Below are 21,723 nucleotides of genomic sequence, written 5' to 3' on the forward strand. Positions count from 1 at the left end.
TTTTTCTTAGCAACTTTTTTTAACCTACGCCACAGCGTACGTAAAACGAACAAACAAACGATAAGGCGCGAATTATTTTAATTCGCGCCTTTTTGCTTTTTGTACCTCATTGCGAACGTAAACATGCCAAAACTGCGCTTTTGTATACTCCCTCCCTTCCCTATATTAAGCCTACTAGCCTCAATGCTAAGGGCAACGTAAAAGCGGTTATGATCATTTGGGCCGTTTTACCTGACAGCCAATGGGATGCCGGCGCTTTTTTACCTAAAAACACGCCTGTCACGGCACTATATTTACACAGCAGTAATAATAGGAAACAAAGCAACATACTCACGACGGCAGATAACGCCATTGCCGTAAGCGCAGACAGTGCTGTATTCGTAATAAAATAGCTGACGCCAATTATCACGCTTTGATGAATTACATAGAAAGGAAAAACATATCCATTCGCTTTAACTACCGCGGGATTCGCCTTTACGAAGACTTTGTCTGCCAGTGCCAAAATTGCAAATACGCTGAATACTTTAGCTAAGTAATACGACCATAATGCAATGGTTTTTATCGGCAGGTTATCAGGTTGGTATCCTACTACTTTAAACCCCACTTCATAAGACAGAGTAAGTATAATGGCGAACGCAATCAGCGCCCCGCGCCTATCGCGTAGCCACCCCCAAAATTGCGCTTGACCACCAAAAAGGTAGCCCCAAACTAAACACGCAAAGCCGTAAATATCACGCTGTAAGTCGCTTTCCTCTATTTGTGATGCAAAAAGCGAAATAGAAACAAGTAACAACAACCATACACTATTGAAATTGCCTAAACTGTTGCGTACCCACTTAAGAGGCAGATGAAAAATAACCAACAATAACGTGAACCGCCAAAGAGAACGAAGAAACCACAAATGGTTTACGTCGACGTGATGCCATATGCCAGCACTAAAACCATTAAAATAGTCATTCGCACCAAAATAAAATTGAATGAAAAAATAGCCTACAGAGGTGTCAATTGCGCCTTTTTGCGTCATTTCAACAAATAACTGAATAGGAACTATGCAATAAATACCTGTTAATAGGGGAAGTAATATCGCATTGCTTCTTCGGGTTAACAAAAAAGCCAGTCCGTACTTTTGCTGCATAAAATACAGCGACGTGCCCGCGATAAACCACAGCAGCCCCATTCTCCACGGTGAACTTATCAATAAAATATGTTGCAGCCAAAACCACTGTGTTTCTTGCTTAAAATGAAAGTTCCACTCGGGCACCCAAACCATACCAAGATGAAAAAAGAACAAAACAATGACGGCTAATACTCTAAGATAATCAAGTACTACTATTCGTGAATTTTCTGACGTTAAACGTGTGTGGTACTTTGTGTTCATCTTGTCCCTTATTGAGGCGAAAAGCGCCTTCAATTTTTAGCAACGTGAGTATAAACAAACTACCAACCAAGCTATTGAAAGGGTTCGAAAAAGTGACAAGCGGTGGAATTAAGTGACGGAAGGACAAGTGTTCGCATGATTAATAAAGCGTGGTTTCAAGCGCATCAAAGCTCAATATCCCTTTCCCTTCTGGGCTTGTATTTTTTAGTCAATGGATTTATCAATAGCACCACTGTACTCATGGAAGCGATGCGCACGCCGCCGCTACCTTTTGCCCAATGGGAACCTTTTGCTTGGGAGTATACCAGTGCCGTTGGCAGCTTCTGCGTGGTGATAGCACTGGCAAAGATACTCAACCATTTTCCTTGGCGATGGGAACGGTTTACTTTTAGTATTGCTTTATACAGTGCTGTGGGTCTGTGCTTTGCAGCTACACATATTATATTTATGATTGTTAGTAGAGAAATTATTTACGCATTAGTGGGTGGCAATTACCAATTCGCCACTTCTGCAGAGCAATGGTTCTTTGAACTCATTTATGAAATGCGAAAAGATTTATGGTCTTTCATCTTTTTTGTAGTAATGATTTGGTGTTATCGCTATGTGGTAGCACAATGGTTAGGTAACGCCAGCAATATCGGGCTTGAGTCAGCTAAATTAGACCAGCGCAATACACAAAATGCCCCAGATGAGAAAGCCTTCAAGCATGAACTATTATTGATTAAAAAAAATGGCCATGAGTTTCTAATCAAAAAGCAAGATATTAACTGGATGGCCTCTTCGGGTAATTATGTCAACTTACACATTGACGATAAGGTTTACCCCATGCGTAATACCCTAACCTCATTTCTAGATGAAAATGCTTACTTGCCTTTTGCACGGGTCCACCGCTCTTTTGCTGTAAACCTTAATGATGTTGAAAGTGTAAAAGTCGGGGACAGCGGCGATGGCGTAATTACATTAAAAAATGGGCCATACTGTTAAGATGTCACGAAGGTATAAGCTGGCTATTGATAAATAAACACTGTTTGCGACAATTGAAAAACAGTGTAATTCACACCTACAAAAAAGCCGCAACACTGTGCGGCTTTTTATTCATTTAGCGTAATTAGCGCTGCTCGCCATAGCCTGCTTAAGGCATTGGATCTAAGTCAGCGCCTTCTTTCTCTACCTGCGGTGGCATTAGGTCTTCTTTACTTATACCTAATGCTAGGGCAACCGAACTTGCGATATACACCGATGAGTAAGTACCTACTACTACACCGAATAACAACGCAGTGGCGAAACCGTGAATAAGCGCACCACCTTTATAGAACAAGGCAACCAATACTAACACCGTGGTTAGTGAGGTGATGATAGTACGATTAAGCGTCTGCGTTAGAGAGATATTGATAATCTCGACCGGCTCACCTTTACGAATTTTGCGGAAGTTTTCACGGATACGGTCTGATACAACAATGGTATCGTTAAGTGAATAACCAATAACCGCGAGTACAGCTGCAAGCACCGTAAGGTCAAATTCAATTTGAAGCACCGAAAATAGACCTAGCGTAAGGATCACGTCATGGGCAAGTGCCGAAACGGAACCCAGCGCAAAGCGCCATTCAAAACGCATCGCTACGTAAACCAAGATACATAACAGTGCCACCAGCATTGCTAGCCCGCCCTGCTCTGTCAGTTCTTCACCGACATTAGGTCCAACAAACTCAATACGGCGCATATCCACCGAGGTGCCATCTGCACGCAGTGCCGCAAGTACCTGCTCACCAATGGTTACGGCTTTTACGCCATCACGCGGTGCAATGCGAATAAGCACGTCTTGACTGCTACCGAAGTTTTGCACTACTGCATCTTCAAAGTTCGATTCGTTAAGCTGCACGCGAATAGCTTCTAGGTCAGCCGAGTCTTCGTAGCCCACTTCAATAAGCGTACCGCCAGTGAAATCCAGCCCCCAGTTAAGACTGTTTACCCCTAATGACACAAACGAGCCAAGGATTAAGACTGTAGATAACACCATCGCTGGAATGCGAAGGCGCATGAAATTAACGGTTTCGGATAATTTTAATAACTGCATTTTACGCTCCTTAAATCGCTAATTTCTCTACACGTTTGCCGCCCCATACTGCGTTAACAATAACGCGAGTAACCAAAATAGCGGTAAACATTGAAGTTGCGATACCAATCATTAGCGTAATAGAGAAGCCTTTAATTGGGCCGGTACCAACTGCGAACAGAATTAGACCAGCAATGAAAGTAGTGATATTCGCATCCAAAATGGTTGAGAATGCACTGTCGTACCCGTGGTGAATAGCTTGCTGCGGACTGCGCCCTTCGCGAAGCTCTTCACGAATACGCTCAAAGATTAGCACGTTAGCATCTACCGCCATACCAACGGTAAGTACAATACCCGCCATACCTGGAAGCGTTAAGGTTGCGCCCGGGATCATCGACATGATGCCTACAATCATTACCAGGTTAGTGATAAGCGCGATGTTCGCTACCACACCAAACGCTTTGTAGTAAATCAACATGAAAACAAGCACAGCCGCAAGGCCATAGATAATAGCCTGCATACCTAGCTCGATGTTTTCTTTACCCAAGCTTGGGCCTACGGTGCGCTCTTCAACAATTTGAATTGGCGCAATAAGTGCACCCGCGCGAAGTAGTAACGCTAAATCACGAGCTTCTTTTGGAGAATCAAGACCGGTAATTTGGAACTTACTACCAAGCTGCGCACGAATGGTGGCAACTGAGATAACTTGCTCATGCTTTTCGAACACAAGTTTACCGTCGTCATTTCGCTCTCCGGTAGATTTGTACTCGATAAACACCGTTGCCATTGGCTTACCAATGTTGCCGCGGGTTGAGCGAGACATTTTGTTACCGCCTTCAGAGTCTAGCGAGATATTTACATTTGGAAGACCATATTCATCAACACCGCTATTAGCATCAATAATGTGGCTACCAGTAAGCATAATACGCTTTTCAAGTAACTGTGGAATACCTTGCTGATCTTCAATCACCTGAGAACCAGGAGGAACACGGCCGTTCAATGCATCGCGAATATCGTTTTTCTGATCAACCATGCGGAATTCTAGGGTCGCCGTCGCGTTTAGAATTTCTTTTGCACGAGCGGTATCTTGAATACCGGGGAGCTGAACAACAATACGGTCAGCGCCTTGTTTTTGAACAAGAGGCTCAGCAACACCAAGCTGGTTAACACGGTTACGAATGATAGTGATGTTTTGCTTAACCGCGTTGTCGCGAATTTCTTGAAGCTTACTCTCCGCGAAAATAGCGCGAAGGGTTAAGTCATCAATTTGGTTAAACGTTAGGTCACGACTTTGGTTGCGCAGGAAGAACTCCGCTTTATCTAACGTATCTTCATCGCGGAAGGTAATGTCGATATGGTCGTCTACTTGTTTAACACCACGGTAACGAATACCCTCTTCACGCAGAGAGGTGCGAAAGCCGCTTTCAGCATCTTCCAGTGACTTAGTGATAACTTCCGTCATGTCCACTTCCATCAAGAAGTGCACACCACCGCGAAGGTCAAGACCAAGTTTCATCGGTGCGCCACCTAACCCTTCTAGCCATTCCGGCGTGTCTGGGGCAAGGTTCATTGCCACGTAGTAGTCGTCACCAAGCGTCTTTTCTAAAGTTTCGCGGGTTACTAGCTGTGTATCTGAATCAGAAACGCGAACCAAAATTTGGTCGTTCTCAAACTCAACACGCTTCGGCGAGATGTTTTTTTCGTTTAGCGCGGCCTTTACTTGCTCTACCGTGGCGTTAGTTACCACAGCATCACGACCTGCTGAGATTTGTACGGCATGATCTTCGCCGTAAATGTTAGGAAGTGCGTAAAGTGCACACATTGCAACCACAATGAGTGCACTCAGTACCTTCCAGATAGAGTTTTTGTTTAGCACTGGATAATCCTTTCGTGCCAGTACCGGGTAGCATCCCGGCCCCGGCGGTTGTTACTTACAGTGACTTCATTGTGCCTTTAGGCAGCACAGCAGTTACTGAAGACTTCTGAACAACAATGTTGTTTGAATCGTTAAGTGCAACTTCGATGAAATCTTTTTCTTCCGACACTTTAGTAATTTTACCTACTAAACCACCTTGTGTTAGCACTTCATCACCTTTGCCAAGTGAAGACACGAGGTTTTTATGCTCTTTTACGCGCTTAGCCTGCGGGCGATAAAGCAAGAAGTAAAAAATTAGACCAAATACAGCAAGCATGATAATCATTTCCATGCCACCACCTTGCTGAGCACCGCCAGCAGATTGCGCGTAAGCGTTCGAGATAAATAGGCTCATAAAATTCCCCAAATATTATCGTTGTTATAGTGCCGGAACCGGCAACCCTTTTTGTTCATAAAATTCTTGTACAAATTCGTCAAGCGTACCTGCGTCAATCGCATCGCGAAGACCCTGCATAACACGCTGATAGTAACGAAGGTTATGGATGGTGTTTAAACGCGCACCCAAAATCTCGTTACATTTGTCCAAATGATGTAAATAAGAGCGAGAATAATTTTTACAAGTGTAGCAATCACAATTCTCGTCTAATGGTGAGGTGTCGTTCCTGTGTTTCGCATTGCGAATTTTCACCACGCCTTCAGTCACAAAAAGGTGACCATTTCGCGCATTACGCGTAGGCATAACACAGTCAAACATATCGATACCGCGACGCACAGACTCTACCAAATCTTCCGGCTTGCCCACGCCCATTAAGTAGCGCGGCTTGTCTTCAGGGATTTTTGGCGCCGTATGATCGATAATGCGGATCATGTCTTCTTTTGGCTCGCCCACTGACAGGCCACCAATGGCATAGCCGTCAAAACCAATGGCTTCAAGGCCAGCAAGCGACACATCGCGCAACCCTTCGTACATACCGCCTTGAATAATACCAAACAGAGCCGCGGGGTTATCGCCGTGGGCTTCTTTACTGCGTTTGGCCCAACGCAACGACATTTCCATAGAAACGCGCGCTTCTTGCTCAGTGGCAGGATACGGCGTGCACTCGTCAAAAATCATCACGATGTCAGAACCCAAGTCGCGCTGAACTTCCATCGACTTTTCTGGCGTAAGAAGGATCTTCTCGCCGTTGATTGGCGAACGGAAAGTTACACCTTCTTCGGTAATTTTACGCAAATCGCCAAGGCTAAATACCTGGAAACCGCCCGAATCAGTAAGAATAGGCTTATCCCAATTCATGAAATCGTGCAGGTCGCCATGCTGGCGAATAATCCCCGTACCTGGGCGCAGCATTAGGTGAAAGGTGTTACCAAGACAGATGTGAGCACCACTGTCTTTTAACTCTTCAGGGGTCATTCCCTTAACGGTACCGTACGTACCTACCGGCATGAACGCTGGGGTCTCAACAACACCGCGTTCAAACACCAAACGACCGCGTCGTGCTCGGCCTTCGGTTTTTAACAACTCAAATTGCATGTGAAAGCATTCCCACTTTGGTGCGCTTTTGCGCTGGGTATAAAAATAAATTGGCGGCGATTATACCAGTAATTTGGCTGAGATCATGCCCCGTATCTATGTTTATCTGTAACTGGGCTAGAACCGCGCCTGCTATAGCCTGTTTTTGCCTGCTTTTTGCGTAAAATAAGGCTATATTAAACGGCCAAACCTCAATGGGTTTGTTGCGATTTCGAAACGAGTTAACCGAAATCGCAACGGTTTTTTAACGTCGTAGCGTAAAACACATGACGAGGTGTTTTTAGCAAACCGCTACCGTTTTAAGCGCGCTCAATAAACATAGCATCGCCATAGCTAAAGAATCGGTATTCTTTCGCTATCGCTTCTTGATAGGCATTCATCACGTTTTCTTTACCTGCAAATGCGCTAATCAACATCATTAACGTAGATTCCGGCAAATGGAAGTTAGTAAACATAGCGTCCACAACTTTAAATTCAAAACCAGGGTAAATAAAGATTTCGGTATCTTCATTAAAGGGCGCGATAATCTGTTCATCGCCCCGCTCTGCACTTGCTTTCGCCGCCGATTCTAGTGAGCGTACCGAAGTGGTCCCTACTGCAATTACCCTTTTGCCATTTGCTTTTGTGTTTAACACGGCATCAACCACATCTTGAGGCACTTCGGCAAATTCAGCGTGCATTTTATGCTCTTGAATATTATCAACACGAACGGGCTGAAACGTGCCCGCGCCTACATGCAAGGTAACGAAGGCTAGGTTAACCCCCTTTTCTTTTAACGCGTTTAAAATACTGTCGTCAAAATGTAACCCTGCGGTAGGTGCCGCTACAGCACCAGGCTTTTCGTTGTACACCGTTTGGTAACGCTCTTTATCCGAGTTTTCATCCGGACGGTCGATATAAGGCGGTAACGGCATATGACCGTGGGCTTCCAACAGCGTTAATACGGTTTCATCGTGGTCAAACTGCAGTATAAACAGTGCGTCGTCTCGACCGGTAACAGTTACATTCACTTTTTCTTCTAGAATGAGCTTAGTACCCGGTTTCGGCGCTTTGCTTGCGCGCACATGGGCAAGTGCGGTGGTGTCAGATGTAATGCGCTCAATGAGCACCTCCACGTGACCGCCGGTTTCTTTTTTACCTAAAAGGCGCGCAGGTATAACACGGGTGTTATTAAAAACCAGTAAATCACCCGGCTCTACAAATTTAAGCATGTCTGCAAACATGGTATGTTCAACCTTGCCGTTTTTACCGTCTAAATGTAGCAAACGACTGGCAGTGCGCTGTTGCGTTGGATATTTGGCAATAAGGTTTTCGGGTAGAACAAAGCTAAAATCAGATAATTTCATAATTACGACAATATTGAGGTCTTACTGTTAGACAAAAGTACTAGATTAAGTTTCTTTTAAGTTACTACTAAAGGTTAAGAAACCCTACACGAACTCAAGATACCCTGCATTAAATAAAAAATTTAATTAAATAATTTCAAACGCTTGAGTTGACATGTATATTTTTAGATAACTACTTATCGAACAACATACGGACAAATTCATTTATTCGATAGCACTTAATTACTTAATCGCTTAAGATACGCCCAGATAGTGATGATGTTCTCCCATAAACATTCCTTATCATTCGTACCCAGCACTTGCTGGGTATTTTTTTATCTGCACGTTTTAAACCTTGCTGCGCGCTATTTTTATAGTACGGTTTCCCTTTCGTACTTTTCAACCACAGCCAAATTTCAAAGTAACGGTATTTTACGCGTTTTGGCGCTCAAGATCAGTTAAGATTTCTTCTAAAAGCGCGGCATCTATGGGGCGTGCTTTTAATACGTACAGTATTTGAAGCAATAAATCCGCTCCCATAATACCTTTGTTCACCTTATTGCGCAGGTTGTCAGCGCTCTGCTCTACACCAATTTCTTGCAACCTTTGGCTTAAGGCTTGATATTTCACACCGCGCACAGACATTTCTGATTTGACCACCCGTGCAACCGTTTGTCGCCACCCATTTTTAGTGTTCACACAACCCCCAAAACCATACAAATGTGATATATATTTTACAAAAACACATTTTTTTACACTTAAAGAACGCATTTGATATTGACGATTATGGCACACTAGGTCTACACTGCAAGTCAAGATATTGGCGAAAGTGAAAATAGTCGTTACAGTACAGCCAGTGTTATTCACCTTATAGCGCCTTGTATCATTGTTGAGAGGCGCACAAAGGTAAACACGACTGACACGACATTCACTTTCGAAATTATCGCTTCAATAATTAAAGGAGATAGGTATGAGCTGGGAACTAGAAAGCATCGAAGCCCTGTTTAAAGAGCACGATGACTTTGTGGTAACACGTGAAGAGGGCTGCTTGCAGATTGCCAATCAAGACGGTATCGATGCGTGGCTTGCCATAAGCGGAGAACAGATTTTAGTTGAAAGTCTTTTATTTTCAGCGTCTGAAGTAAAAGATAAGCCGGCGTTAGACCATGAAATACTCTCAACTCATATGGTCTTCCCTCTTACCACAGTAGGCATCTCGACGATTAGTGGCGAAGAGTATTACACGGCTTTTGGTGCATTAAGCGCCCAATCGAAAGCCGAAAGTATTGTTATTGAAGTGGAAACTCTGTTTCAGAATGTAGCATCGTTCCTAGATGCCTACGAAACACACCTAATTTAAAATTTACTTCTAAGGAGAAGCGAATGTCAGTGTGGAAAAAATTAATTACTGCAGTAAAAGGTGGTGCTACCGAAGCTGCGCAGTCTGTTGCAGACAGTCAGGCTATTCGAATTCTGGAACAAGAAATCAGAGAAGCCAAAGAAGAATTGCGCAAATCAGATCATGCACGCACACAAATTTTGGCGAAATGTAAACTTTCTCAACAGAAAGTAGACAGCTTTGATTCGTCGATTGCTGAGTACGAAGAACACGCCCGTAAAGCGATTGATAACGATCGACAGCTGGCCCTAGATTGTGCGCAAAAAGTTTCTGAGCTAAAAGAAGAACGTGAACAAGAGCAAACCTATCTTGACCAGTTCAAGCAATCAGAAAAGCAGCTTGCCAGCAATATCCAACAGGCTAAAGCAAACTTGCGTCGCCTTGAACAGCAGGTTGATATGGTTAAAGCAACCGAAAGCGTGCAAAAAGCACAAGTTGCCGTATCTTCACGCCACATGGGCGCAAATAGTAAGATGAAAACAGCAACAGAGTCGCTGTCTCGTATTCAAGATAAGCAAAAGATGCGCAACGCAGAGCTACAGGCGGCAGAAGAGCTTGCTAGCGAAGAATCGAGTAGCGACCTTGAAAAGCGCCTAGCAGAAGCGGGGATCAAAGGGGGTAAAACCTCTGCCGACGACGAACTAGCGCGAATTCTTGGCAAGTAAGTAAAACACATGGGAGCCCAGTGCTCCCATTTTTAATGCTTGTTACAAAATTATCTTCAAATATAGCGGTATAGCAGCAAGCTTACCTAGACAAATCAAGCACTTCAAGGCAGAGTAAGGGCACGCATAACAAGGGCTGTTTCTTTTATGTCTCCATGGATAAAACTGCGAAAAATCATGCTGCAATATTTTGCAGAGTCACGCTGGTATACCATTGTCGGTGCCACCGCTTTTTACGCAGTAACAAGCTATTGGCTGCTTTACGCTGCCAATGAACACGACCTCATTGCACATACTGACTTTGTTTACTGGCTTGCCGTTACTGCTTCAACAGTGGGTTATGGCGATCTATCGCCCGTTACCCCTGCCGGAAAGCTTGTCGTAGCGCTTTACGTTATTCCGCTAGGGTTAAGTATTTTCGCCATGGTGATTGGTCGAATTGCAGCTTGGGTTTCACTTCAATGGAAAAAAGGGTTTATGGGTATGAATAGCTTAATGCTTGACGGTCACATCTTAGTAATAGGATGGAACGAGCAGCGCACCATGCTGCTGCTTGATTTAATTCTGCAAGAGCGTGACGCCATGCCTGAACGCCCCGATATTGTACTGTGCGTAAAAGCGGATATCACCAACCCACTACCCGGTGTAATAGAGTTTGTAAAAGTCGACTCGTTTAACAAAGACGAAGACATGGATCGCGCTTGTGTAGCAACAGCGAGAACCATTCTTATTGATAACCCCCAAGACGACGTCACCATGACTACAGCGCTGTACTGCACGAAGCGTAATCCAGACGCGCACCAAGTGGCTTATTTTGATGACGACAGCTTAGTTAGCCTACTTCAGGATCATTGTCCAAAAGTCGAATGCACGCCAAGCGTTGCCATAGAGATGCTGGTTAAGGCCGCATTTGACCCAGGCTCAAGCATGCTTCATCACGATTTATTGAGCATTGATGAGGGGCAAGCACAATTTTCTGTAAAGATTCCACAGACTAGCCCAACAATTTCCGTCGCCAAGCTATTTGTTAACTTGAAACGCAAACACGACGCCATATTTATTGGTTACGCCCCTAACGGCATGGTAAAAGAGATGGTAGTTAATCCGTCGCTAGATGCTACGTTAAACCCAGGCGATACCCTTTTCTATATTGCAGAGCGGCGTATAAATGCCATTAACTGGTCGTCTTTAGACGCGGACTAAAAGGCACAAACAATGTTTAGTAAGCTATTTAAAAAGTCAGAACCCAAGAAACCTAAAACGCCAGAAATTATGGGCCTCTATTTAGGGGGGTCATTTGAATTGGACCATTTAAAGCTCTCGTTATTAGAACCAGAACTTACCATTGAAGGAGCAGCCCGTTCTCAGCTTATTCAGGCGGTTGGTGAAGCACCTTTAGATACGGGCGGCACCCTGTTGCGCTTTTACACCGACGATGATGGCTTTTTACAAGTAGTGACTGACGGCGGCCTGTCAGAAAACCACATTACTGATGTGAAGCTGTGGCATTTTTACGAGACCCAAACTATTGGCAATACCGCACAATGGAATGCGTGTTTAAAAAACGTGATTAGTCAGCCTACCTACGAGCTTGACGGTAAGGTGTTTACCCGGGTGTGGGATTCAGTAGGTGACGAATCGCCGCCAGTTGCGGTGACCGAAACTACCTATGAAGAAGATGGTGATGTAAGTAAAACAGACCAGTTTATGATGTTGTACGAACGTCCTATAGGAAACAATAGGGTTGAGACTCTGCTCGTTGTTGGTGAAGAAAAGCAAGTGGGCAATAATTTAGACAGATGCTTAGTGATTTCTACAGGGTTTGATGTTGAACCTGCAGATATCACGATAAACGGTTAATTAAAAAGGAATAACTATGGATACCATCATGCAATCTTTGGCTGGCCTAGATAACTTTGCACTTTATTTTGGCTTATCGATTGTCTTTCTTTTCATTTTTAAGTTGGTGTACGCTCTTGTTACCCCTCATGATGAGTGGAAGCTGGTGAAAGAAGAGAAAAACGTTGCGGCGGCTATCGGTTTCGGCGGCGCGATTATTGGCTTTGCTATTGCGCTAGGCAGTGCAGCGTCAAACTCTGTTGCCATTATTGATTTTGCCATTTGGGCCCTGGTTGCTGTTATTGCCCAGTCGTTAGCGTTTGCGCTGTTGCGTTTTAGCTTTATGCCTAAAATCGCCGAACGCATTAACAATAATGAAGTTTCTGCTGGCGTAATGCTTGCCAGTATGTCGATTGCCGTAGGCTTATTAAATGCCGCTTGCATGACCTACTAAGGGGGCAGCGATGACCGATAAAAGCAAAATTGAAATTCAGGTAACCGACCGCGAGCGCGCGGCGAAGCCTACGATGAAGCGCACCAAACACATCAACCTTAATACCATGCGCAAAGGGTTTAGCGTAAAGCCATTGGCCTTAGGTGTAGCCAGCGTGATATTAAGTGGCTGTGGCGCTGAAAAAGAAGACGCCACCATTTACACGTCGCTAGAAGACTGTAAACAAGATTATCCCGATGCTGTTGAGCGCTGTGAAGCCGCGTATCAAACTGCCGTAGATGAGGCGATGCGCACAAGTCCTCGCTTTAACTCCGAATACGACTGTGAGCACGAATTTGGTCCCAACCAGTGCCAACAAGTGAATAATAACAGTGGCAGCTTCTTCATGCCGTTTATGGCGGGATATATGGTGAGCTCATTGCTTTCGCCAAATCGTTACTACTCACAGCCTTTGTATACCTCTTATTCGTACAATTCACCGTTTCGTTCACGTTGGATAACTGCCGATGGGTATGTATTTGATGGTGACATTCGCAAGCGCAACTACCGTGTAAACAAAGATGTTTACAAGCCTAAACCCACGGTTAATAAAACGATGAAACGAGGCGGCTTTGGCAGCAGCGTACGAGCAAAATCCTCATGGGGAAGCAGCAGCCGTAAAGGCGGCTGGGGCGGCTAAATATGTTTAGAATGCCTTGTCAGCCACGCAAAGGCTGGCAGCAGTTGGCCAATGAATTCGGTTTTCACTTTCACACCATGTATGGCGAGCCCTACTGGGATGAAACGGCTTATTATCAATTCACGCTAGCACAAATTGAAAACGACATTGAAGACCCCACCGCCGAGTTACACCAGATGTGCTTGGCAGTAACCGAAGATGTGGTTAACAGTGAAGCATTACTTCGTCGATTTCGCATTCCCGAGAAGCATTGGGATTTGGTTAGACATAGCTGGCTTGACCGCGACCCAAGTCTGTATTCACGCTTAGATCTCGTTTATAACGGAAAGGGCCCAGCCAAACTACTGGAAAATAATGCAGATACGCCCACCAGCTTGTATGAATCGGGGTTCTGGCAGTGGCTATGGCTTTCGCAAAATGTAGATGCCGGTAAGCTCCCTTTGCACGCCGACCAATTCAATAGTTTGCAAGAAAAGTTGGTTCATCGCTTTCGTGAAATTACGCTTCACTATGGCATTAACCAGATGCACATGGCGTGCTGTGAGGACACAGTGGAAGACCGAGGCACGGTGCAATACCTTCAAGATTGCGCGAAAGAAGCGGGGCTTCAGGCAGACTTTGTGTTTATTGAAGATATCGGGCTTGCCGATACGGGCGTGTTCACCGACCTAAAAGACGCCCCAATAACAGACTGTTTTAAGCTTTACCCATGGGAATTTATGCTGCGGGAAGAGTTTGGTGACGTATTGGAAGACGCGCAAGTCAATTGGATTGAGCCGCCGTGGAAGTCGATAATTTCAAACAAAGCATTGCTGCCCCAGCTTTGGAAAAAATTTGAAGGACACCCTAACCTTCTGCCGGCCTTTTTTTCAGATGAAGTAAGCAATAATGGCTTGTCGGGGAAGTGGATTAAAAAACCGCTGTTTTCCAGGGAAGGAGCAAACGTGTCTATTATTGAAGATGGTGTCGAAAACCTACTTAGTGACGGCCCTTACGGTGAGGAAGGGTTTATTGTCCAATCATTTGAACCTTTGCCGGTTTTCGAGGGTAACCATACACTTATTGGTAGTTGGTTAGTGGACGATATGCCAGCAGGCATCTCTGTAAGAGAAGACGCGTCTGCCATCACACAAGATTTATCCCGCTACCTTCCCCATATCATTCTTTAATTGACGTGAAGGGTTATTAAATGAAGTCGCTTTCATTTCAAATTCGAGTTTTACTGACCTTAGGCGCACTGCTTATTGTGATTGAAGTGGCCAACCTGCTTACCGGTAATAGCCTCAACCAATTCGGTGTTGTACCTCGCACGCTATCCCACCTGCCCTATATCTTTACGGCGCCTTTTTTACACGGTACGCCAACGCATTTAATGGCTAACTTAGTCCCGTTGCTGTTGTTTATGTGGCTTACTATGCAATGGGGGCGACGCACGTTTTTAATTGCCACGTTAAGCGCGTTGCTTGTAGGTGGCGTAGGCGTGTGGCTTTTCGGACGAAGCGCTACGCATATAGGCGCTAGCGGCATGGTTTACGGCTACTTTGGCTTTCTGGTTTTAGCCGGATTTCGCAGCAATAAAATACGCTATTTGCTTATCTCCTTAGTGGTGGCCGCGCTTTATGGTGGGATGCTGGTGGGTGTGCTGCCAACTTCAAAATTTATTTCCTTTGAATATCATCTGTTTGGCTTTCTAGGCGGCTTATTTGCCGCATGGCACTGGGCACGCTAATTAGTTTACGTATAATTGGCCTTAAGATAAGACGTTAAAAAAAGTTATGTCAGCAGTACAACAACCTACACAGAAGAACCAAGGCTTTTTCGGCAACTTAGCGTTTAACATTGTTATTCCTGTCGTGCTAATGAGCTATGCAAGTTCAGAAGATTACTTAGGCCCAGCCTGGAGTATAGTCGCAGCCCTTAGCTTCCCAATAGGCTATGGTTTGTGGGATTTAAAAGAGTCCGGCAAAGTTAACGGCTTTTCCGTTTTGGGTATTATCAGCGTACTACTAACCGGCGGGTTTAGTTTACTCAAGCTTCCGGCTGAATATATCGCCATCAAAGAGGCCGCTATTCCGGGCCTTATCGGTATTGCCGTCCTCGCTACGCAGTACTCTAATAAGCCGTTAGTGAAAATGCTTATCTTGAACGACCAGATAATAAACTGGCCGCACTTGAATCAGGTACTTGACGCTAAAGGGAAACAACCCGAATTCAAAAAGAAAATTGCAGTAAGCTCGTATATCGTAGCGAGCTCATTTTTCCTTTCATCAGCACTTAACTATATTTTGGCAAAAATGATCCTGGTCAGTGAGCCGGGTACCACGGCCTACACCGAAGAACTTGGACGCATGACCGCGTTAAGCTACCCCGTCATTGTTATTCCCAGCATGATTTTGCTTATTGCAGCGCTTTGGTATTTATTTGCCCAAATCAAAAAAATTACGGGCGAAGAACTCGATAACTTCATAAACCAGTAAATTCAAATAATGATAAGGGGCGGTAAGCCCCTTTTTTATTGCCAATAAAAAACCACCTCGCCGTTTTAACCGAAATACTTTTACCCTACGTATACTGATACTTAAAATACTAAACGCGCTAAATAACGACTACGACCCAAAACTACAACGACAAAGCCTACGTATGCTAATTATAAAAGAGCTCAAAAAATCATTTTCAGACGCCGGAACACCATTGCTTAATAACCTTTCTCTTAACACACGAAAGGGCGAGTCGATTAGCATTCAGGGGGCATCAGGCTGCGGAAAATCCACATTGCTTTCATTAATAGCAGGTTTCGAGAAGCCAGATAGCGGCGACATTTTGGTTAATAACTTGTCGATTGTGAATAACGGCAGCAACCCCAAAAAAATTGATAATTTTCGCAAAGAAAACCTTGGTATTGTCTTTCAGAGCTTTAACCTGTTCGATTGTTTCAACGCGTGGGACAACATTGCCTTTACCTCAAGGCTTAAAGGAAACGTTGATAAAGACTACCAGCTTGCGCTTATGAAGCAGCTCGGTATTTTATCTCTTGCTCAACACCCCATAAGTAACTTATCTGGGGGCGAACAGCAACGGTGCGCTATTGCACGAGCGCTGGTTCACCGCCCAGCCCTTGTCCTTGCCGACGAGCCCACCGGTAATCTTGATGAAGCCACCAGCGATACAGTATCTGACTTGCTCTTTGAAACCTGTAGACACACTAACACCACGCTTGTAGTGGTTACACACAGTAATGAAGTAGCGGTAAAAGCCGATCGTGCACTGCAGTTACATCAAGGCGTGCTTGAACGCGCTAACATTGACAATGCCACACTAACCACAGCTCGTTAGTGTCTACTCTTGCTACACGTAAGCTTACCGAGATAGTAAGACGCCAAAGGAGAAAATGTTGCGTACGTTGCTTCTAACCACATCGGCCCTGTTTGCCATGGCGAGAAAGCGGCCTTGGGAGCCACTGCTTATTATGTTTGCAATACTGTTAGCAAACGCTGGGCTTATCACCGTATTACTTATAAACGAAGGCGCTACCCAGGGAGAACTGTTACAGCGCGAGCAAGGGCTACTTTCTAACAACATCATTGTACCTGCTGATAAGGCTACCCACTTCAGCAAAGAACAATACGCGCTAATTCGACAAAGTGGCTTTACTCAACTTATTGCATTTGCCGAAAGAAACGTCGTTTTAACCTGCAAAGACAATGAAAAAAGCCCGGTAATGCTCAAACTCATCGGCGTAGACACGCAGCCCTTCTTAGGCAGCACTTTTAAAGGTTTACCCCAACGTGAAGTAAATCGCCTTCAAAGTATGGCTTCACAAGCGGCTTCAACGTCACCCCAGGTAAACAGTAACACCCGAGTATTTAGACCAGCACGCTCACCTTCGTTTCCCGTCAAAGGGCTTATTCACCCTGCGACCAGCGCGAAGCTTTCTTGTCACAAGGTGTTAAGCGAAGTGGATAAGCCCCCGCTATGGCCTGCATCGGTTACCGCGGTAACGACAAGCACTGTGCCCCACAATACCCTTTTAATTGCTATTGCTGATTTTTACAAAGGGGAAGTACGCATAGCCAACGATGCAGCGAATCACGCTTCTCGTGAGGAACCAACGTCAATACAGGTGCCGCTTGCGGGGTTCATCTCGTTCGTTTCCCTTACCGAAGAAGATATCCGTCATTTAGAAGCGCTCCTTGGCACAAGAGTGTCTTTGGCCGGCGGCGATGCAATCAACGAAACGGGCTCGCTGCCAGAGAGCTTTAGGCTAAACCTGTGGGCCATGAGCGCACTTATGGGCGTGGTAGCCCTGTTTATTGTACTTAATGCGCTCAATTTAATGTACCGCGCTCGCCTGCCCAATATCATTCGGCTGCGTCAGCTTGGCGTCTCTACCGCGACACTGATCAGCGCCCTATATGTAGAACTGTTTTTATATTGCATAGTGAGCACCCCGTTAGGCATTTTCGTCGGCTTTCAAGCCGCCTCTTTCTTGTCGCCCATTATAAGTGGCACCTTTACATCGCTGTTCAGTGCGGTGTTCGTGAACCCAGATGTAAACTTACTTGCTTTGTTTACCCTCGCCCTTACCGTAACCTTTTCATCGTTAGTCCTGTTTGCGTTAGTTCCCATTAAAACACTTTCTAATGCATTAACCTTAAAAGGGGCAAAAGAAGGGAAAAGCCTACCTTTGGTTGTAGTACTTGTGGCGTCTGTAACGGCTGTCGTGTTTCTAATCCTTATTGAAAAGCTTATTGCTTCGACCGCAACAGCGCTGCTGTTCGTTGCGTTACTGCTGTTATTCAGCTGCGCACTGGTATTACTTTGGCTGCCAATACTATCTAAAGGCTTGGCGAGCATGGCTCCCCAAAAGTGGCCGGTATTTTATTATGTTATTGCAAACATGCACTTGCTCTCGGGCAAAACCCGGTTAGCCGTGTGTGCTTTTTTCATTGCGTTAACGGCCAACATTGGCATGAACACCATGACCGACAGTTTTAGAAACGCAACTGAGCAGTGGTTAACTCAAAGACTTTATTCTCCCTACTACCTGTACACCGATTTACCGCTGTCGAAGGTCACACTCCCGCCATCCCTTTCTTCAACACCGCTACTTAAAGCGCAAGGTGAAGTGTTAGGCGTTTACCCTAATAGCTCGAAAAAAATAGCTGCCAATACGCCTCCTTCGGCGGTATCAATAAGCAGTTACCCGGTGCATCAAACGGGTAAAAACGCCCTAGTACTTGATGCACTCACCGAGCTGAGCCTAGATGCTGCGTGGAGTAAATTTGTGACAGGAAAAGGGGTATTTATCAACCAGCAACTGGCTTTTGCCCACGGTATTGAATTAGGCAATACGCTACGTATTGAAAACATTAGGCTGCGCGATTCTCCTTCCTCTGCGAGCTTTGCGCAAACCTCCTCCAAACCGGGCGCTTTGGAGGAGGTTTCCGACATTTTTTCTACCACACCAACGTGGAAAGTCTTGGGTATCTATCCTGATTACGGCAATTTGAACGGCCAAATATTAGTGCCCCTCCCCTACTTTTCCCAAGACAACGACGTTATCAAAAACGCGCTATTTTCTGGAGTAATGGCCCTGTACCCCGCCAACCAAGACACCGGTAATAGCGTTTTATTTAATGGCATGGCCAAGCAAAATGCTACACCTAACACAAAAGTTGACGATGCGTTAAGCGCGCTGAAGGCAAAGGAGGGGGAATACTCTCTTTATGCAAAGCAAGAGCTGCTGGATATTTCCATGCAAACTTTCGACCGTACCTTTGTATTAACTGATGGCCTTAATATTACTACTTTACTCGTTGCTGGCATTGCGTTTGCTGTTTCCCTTACCGTACTTACCTTAGGAAGTGCTGCCGAGCTATCTGTGTTAAGGGCGCTTGGCGTAAGCCAGTTCAAAGTAAAGTTAGCGCTTTTTATGCAATACATGTTGCTGTGTTTGCTTTCGGCACTACTCGCTATTCCTTTCGGTATTTATCTGGCGTATGTGTTTATTAACTTGGTAAATAGGTATGCATTTAATTGGGTGTACCCGCTTGCTATAAACACTCAGGTACTGTTCGCAAGCGTAGGAGTATCACTACTTATTGTATCGCTCGTGCTTTTGCTTCCCTTAGGAAAACTAAGGCCCAAAATTGATCTTAGACAGGAGGCGCAGCTATGACACAAGGTGGACCTGCTAATAAAATGCTTAGCGCGCTTTGTTTAAAACCGCTTACACGCTTTTCATTCACGCTGTTAGTGTTATTTGCCGCGTGCTGTTTGCTTAACGCCTGCGATAGCGCACCTGTTGAAGGCAATGCGGCATTGAGAGACATCAGAGGTGAAGAAAGCAGCGCGCCAAACCGTTTTTTTGGCGATATAAAGTCAAGCGAGGTATTCGCTACCGTTGAGCGCGATAATTATCTATCTTTACCTTCTGACCACGAAAGCCATCCCGATTTTCAGTTAGAATGGTGGTACCTAACCTTTGTGCTAACAAGCGATACAGGTGAAGAGTTAGGCCTTCAATATACGCTTTTCCGCTTTAATACCGATAGTAGGGGCGACCAGCAACACGCCAAAAGCCATTGGGCGAATACCCAACAGTGGATGGGACATGCATCGCTGCATACAAAAAACAGACATTATTTCGAAGAGCGTTTTGCTGCCGGCAACGTGGGTAATGCTTACGTAAAAAGACAGCCCTTTACAGCTGTCATTGACGATTGGCAATGGAAAAGCCCTGCGACTAATAACAGTAAAGAAGCCGCGAGTGAAAGTAATGGGATGTTCCCCTCTTCGTTATTATTTACGTTTGGCAATGAAAAGAAAAACGCAAAGAGCAGCGTAGTGGCAATGAATGCAGCGCTACCAACGGCAACATCACCTTCATCACAATACACCTTAGATAATAACGCGGTTAGCGTGTCACTAAACTTAAGTGCCACAGGCCCGTTTATAAAACATGGCGATAACGGCTATAGCAAGAAAACAGAAGACGGGCGCTTGCGCTCGTATTATTACAGCCAGCCTTTTATTCAGGCGAATGGCACCGTAAACATCGAAGGTAAAACGCTAAAGGTAAGCGGTAAAGGCTGGTTTGATCACGAGTGGACGAGCCATTTAGCCAATAGCCAAGCAATGGGGTGGGATTGGTTTTCACTGCACCTAGACGATGGCAGTAAACTCATGGCTTTTCGCATGCATGCAAGCACTGGACGCAGCAAAAACGAAAAAAACGAGGTTTACACGACCGCCAGCTATATTACTACAGAGGGTATAAAAGAAACCATCGACCAAGCGAGCATATCTATAACACCGGTGAAATACGAAACGATTAAATCTGGTGAAACTAACCGAACAGTCCCAACCGCTTGGCAAATACGCATACCAAAAAAGAACATCAACGCAACTGTTGCCGCATTTAAGAAAAACCAGTGGAACGACAGCCTTTTCCCCTACTATGAAGGGCGCGTTAAAATAAGTGGTTCACACTCAGGCAGCGGCTTTATGGAGCTAACGGGCTACTAATACTGCACGTTACTCCACCATTTAACGCCCCGCTCCGTTTCCCCCCACTAATAAATAGACCAGTTTATTCGCTCACTGAGCGAGGTTAATGCCGCTACACCAAGTTGTGAATTGCCCACACTATTAAGTGCCGGTGAGAAAACGCAAATTGAAAAACGGCCCGGCACAACGGCAACAATACCTCCGCCCACACCACTTTTACCCGGCAGGCCTACCTTAAAGGCGAAGCTACCTGCTTCGTCGTACATGCCGCTGGTTGCTAAAAGCGCGTTAACTTGTTTCGTTTGGTAAGGCGTTAATACCTGCTCATTAGCACAAGTTGAGAAGCCGCCGTTGGCTAGGAAACTAGTGGAGCGGGCTAAATCTTCACAGCTCATTTCTAACGCACAATTATGGAAATAGTTACGAAGTACGTCTTCAACCTCGTTCTCAAAGTTACCGTAAGCTTTCATCAAATACGCCATGGCTGCGTTACGAGAACGGTGCTCAAATTCCGATTCTGCCACTTCTTTATTCACCACAATTTCGCCATTACAGCTTAAGCGCCTAACGAAGTCTCTCATTGCAATATGCGGTGAGGCAAAACGAGACTGTACCATATCACTTACCACCAACGCGCCGGCGTTGATAAAGGGGTTACGAGGAAGACCATGCTCGTACTCTAACTGCACTAATGAGTTAAAAGGCAAACCGGATGGCTCGCACCCTACCTTATCCCACATAGTTTCCCCATAGTGGTTAATGGATAACACCAAATTAAACACCTTTGAAATACTCTGAATTGAGAAAGGCACGCTGGCATCGCCAATAGAGGTTATATGACCTTGGGTATCACAAATTGAAATGCCAAACTGCCTCGGGTTTACCGTAGCCAGGGCGGGTATGTAATCTGCAACCTTGCCCATACCCAACATAGGTTCAACTTCATCGTATATATCTTGAAGTAACGACAGCATTTCGCTTTTCATGTTTTCCTTTTACCTTATTTCCCAACAGA

General features: G+C 45.1%; 21 protein-coding genes. 13 read left to right on the forward strand and 8 right to left on the reverse strand.

Annotation, left to right across the window (positions count from 1 at the left end; all coding sequences use genetic code 11):
• Positions 1–160: 160 nt before the first annotated feature.
• Complete coding sequence (locus ACX5J7_RS17295; protein ID WP_348681794.1) at positions 161–1,378, reverse strand: acyltransferase family protein; 1,218 nt, start codon at positions 1,376–1,378, stop codon at positions 161–163.
• 135 nt (positions 1,379–1,513) lie between these two features.
• Between ACX5J7_RS17295 and ACX5J7_RS17300 the strand changes: the two genes are divergently transcribed.
• Entirely contained in the window at positions 1,514–2,362 is an 849-nt protein-coding gene (locus ACX5J7_RS17300) for a LytTR family DNA-binding domain-containing protein (RefSeq protein WP_498707663.1), read from the forward strand.
• A 148-nt stretch (positions 2,363–2,510) separates the two neighbouring features.
• On the opposite strand, the gene secF is transcribed toward ACX5J7_RS17300, so the two are convergent.
• The 6 genes from secF to ACX5J7_RS17330 form a co-directional block, all read right to left on the reverse strand.
• Positions 2,511–3,452 (reverse strand): protein translocase subunit SecF, encoded by a 942-nt coding sequence (gene secF / locus ACX5J7_RS17305; RefSeq protein ID WP_015067621.1) that lies wholly within the window; start codon positions 3,450–3,452, stop codon positions 2,511–2,513.
• Positions 3,453–3,462: 10 nt separating this feature from the next.
• The gene (gene secD / locus ACX5J7_RS17310) at positions 3,463–5,307 is read right to left on the reverse strand and encodes a protein translocase subunit SecD (protein WP_015067622.1); all 1,845 of its coding nucleotides are present in this window, start codon (positions 5,305–5,307) and stop codon (positions 3,463–3,465) included.
• A gap of 55 nt (positions 5,308–5,362) precedes the next feature.
• On the reverse strand, positions 5,363–5,701 hold the full coding sequence (gene yajC, locus ACX5J7_RS17315; RefSeq protein ID WP_012519018.1) for a preprotein translocase subunit YajC: 339 nt from the start codon (positions 5,699–5,701) through the stop codon (positions 5,363–5,365).
• Between the two features lie 24 nt (positions 5,702–5,725).
• Positions 5,726–6,838, reverse strand: a complete 1,113-nt coding sequence (tgt, locus tag ACX5J7_RS17320) for a tRNA guanosine(34) transglycosylase Tgt (protein ID WP_014950189.1) — start codon at positions 6,836–6,838, stop codon at positions 5,726–5,728.
• A 299-nt stretch (positions 6,839–7,137) separates the two neighbouring features.
• Positions 7,138–8,184, reverse strand: coding sequence for a tRNA preQ1(34) S-adenosylmethionine ribosyltransferase-isomerase QueA (queA, locus tag ACX5J7_RS17325; protein WP_278383974.1), 1,047 nt, complete (start codon positions 8,182–8,184; stop codon positions 7,138–7,140).
• Between the two features lie 411 nt (positions 8,185–8,595).
• Positions 8,596–8,862 (reverse strand): DUF6471 domain-containing protein, encoded by a 267-nt coding sequence (locus tag ACX5J7_RS17330; RefSeq protein WP_041703408.1) that lies wholly within the window; start codon positions 8,860–8,862, stop codon positions 8,596–8,598.
• Positions 8,863–9,133: 271 nt separating this feature from the next.
• On the opposite strand from ACX5J7_RS17330, the gene ACX5J7_RS17335 reads away from it, so the two are divergent.
• The 12 genes from ACX5J7_RS17335 (at position 9,134) to ACX5J7_RS17390 (ending at position 20,726) form a co-directional block, all read left to right on the forward strand.
• A complete protein-coding gene (locus ACX5J7_RS17335; RefSeq protein ID WP_012519022.1) occupies positions 9,134–9,523 on the forward strand; it encodes a DUF2170 family protein in 390 nt (129 codons plus the stop codon).
• A 23-nt stretch (positions 9,524–9,546) separates the two neighbouring features.
• Entirely contained in the window at positions 9,547–10,227 is a 681-nt protein-coding gene (locus ACX5J7_RS17340) for a PspA/IM30 family protein (RefSeq protein ID WP_278383973.1), read from the forward strand.
• Between the two features lie 147 nt (positions 10,228–10,374).
• Positions 10,375–11,430, forward strand: a complete 1,056-nt coding sequence (locus tag ACX5J7_RS17345; protein WP_012519024.1) for a potassium channel family protein — start codon at positions 10,375–10,377, stop codon at positions 11,428–11,430.
• A 12-nt stretch (positions 11,431–11,442) separates the two neighbouring features.
• Entirely contained in the window at positions 11,443–12,087 is a 645-nt protein-coding gene (locus ACX5J7_RS17350) for a YjfK family protein (RefSeq protein WP_012519025.1), read from the forward strand.
• Between the two features lie 16 nt (positions 12,088–12,103).
• Complete coding sequence (locus ACX5J7_RS17355; protein ID WP_012519026.1) at positions 12,104–12,520, forward strand: DUF350 domain-containing protein; 417 nt, start codon at positions 12,104–12,106, stop codon at positions 12,518–12,520.
• Positions 12,521–12,530: 10 nt separating this feature from the next.
• Positions 12,531–13,199, forward strand: coding sequence for a DUF1190 family protein (locus tag ACX5J7_RS17360; RefSeq protein WP_081365749.1), 669 nt, complete (start codon positions 12,531–12,533; stop codon positions 13,197–13,199).
• Positions 13,200–13,201: 2 nt separating this feature from the next.
• The gene (locus ACX5J7_RS17365; protein ID WP_024016631.1) at positions 13,202–14,368 is read left to right on the forward strand and encodes a glutathionylspermidine synthase family protein; all 1,167 of its coding nucleotides are present in this window, start codon (positions 13,202–13,204) and stop codon (positions 14,366–14,368) included.
• Between the two features lie 20 nt (positions 14,369–14,388).
• Positions 14,389–14,928, forward strand: a complete 540-nt coding sequence (locus ACX5J7_RS17370; protein WP_012519029.1) for a rhomboid family intramembrane serine protease — start codon at positions 14,389–14,391, stop codon at positions 14,926–14,928.
• A gap of 46 nt (positions 14,929–14,974) precedes the next feature.
• Positions 14,975–15,676, forward strand: coding sequence for a VC0807 family protein (locus tag ACX5J7_RS17375; protein ID WP_024016632.1), 702 nt, complete (start codon positions 14,975–14,977; stop codon positions 15,674–15,676).
• Positions 15,677–15,839: 163 nt separating this feature from the next.
• The gene (locus ACX5J7_RS17380; protein WP_043960661.1) at positions 15,840–16,532 is read left to right on the forward strand and encodes an ABC transporter ATP-binding protein; all 693 of its coding nucleotides are present in this window, start codon (positions 15,840–15,842) and stop codon (positions 16,530–16,532) included.
• Positions 16,533–16,587: 55 nt separating this feature from the next.
• Positions 16,588–19,377 (forward strand): FtsX-like permease family protein, encoded by a 2,790-nt coding sequence (locus ACX5J7_RS17385; RefSeq protein WP_498707669.1) that lies wholly within the window; start codon positions 16,588–16,590, stop codon positions 19,375–19,377.
• On the forward strand, positions 19,374–20,726 hold the full coding sequence (locus tag ACX5J7_RS17390; protein WP_024016635.1) for a lipocalin-like domain-containing protein: 1,353 nt from the start codon (positions 19,374–19,376) through the stop codon (positions 20,724–20,726). The genes ACX5J7_RS17385 and ACX5J7_RS17390 overlap by 4 nt, the downstream gene beginning before the upstream one ends.
• Before the next feature lie 47 nt (positions 20,727–20,773).
• Here ACX5J7_RS17390 and glsB read toward each other — a convergent pair whose 3' ends face one another.
• The gene (gene glsB, locus ACX5J7_RS17395; RefSeq protein ID WP_498707767.1) at positions 20,774–21,682 is read right to left on the reverse strand and encodes a glutaminase B; all 909 of its coding nucleotides are present in this window, start codon (positions 21,680–21,682) and stop codon (positions 20,774–20,776) included.
• Positions 21,683–21,723 lie beyond the last annotated feature (41 nt).

The sequence above is a fragment of the Alteromonas infernus genome (assembly GCF_902705815.1).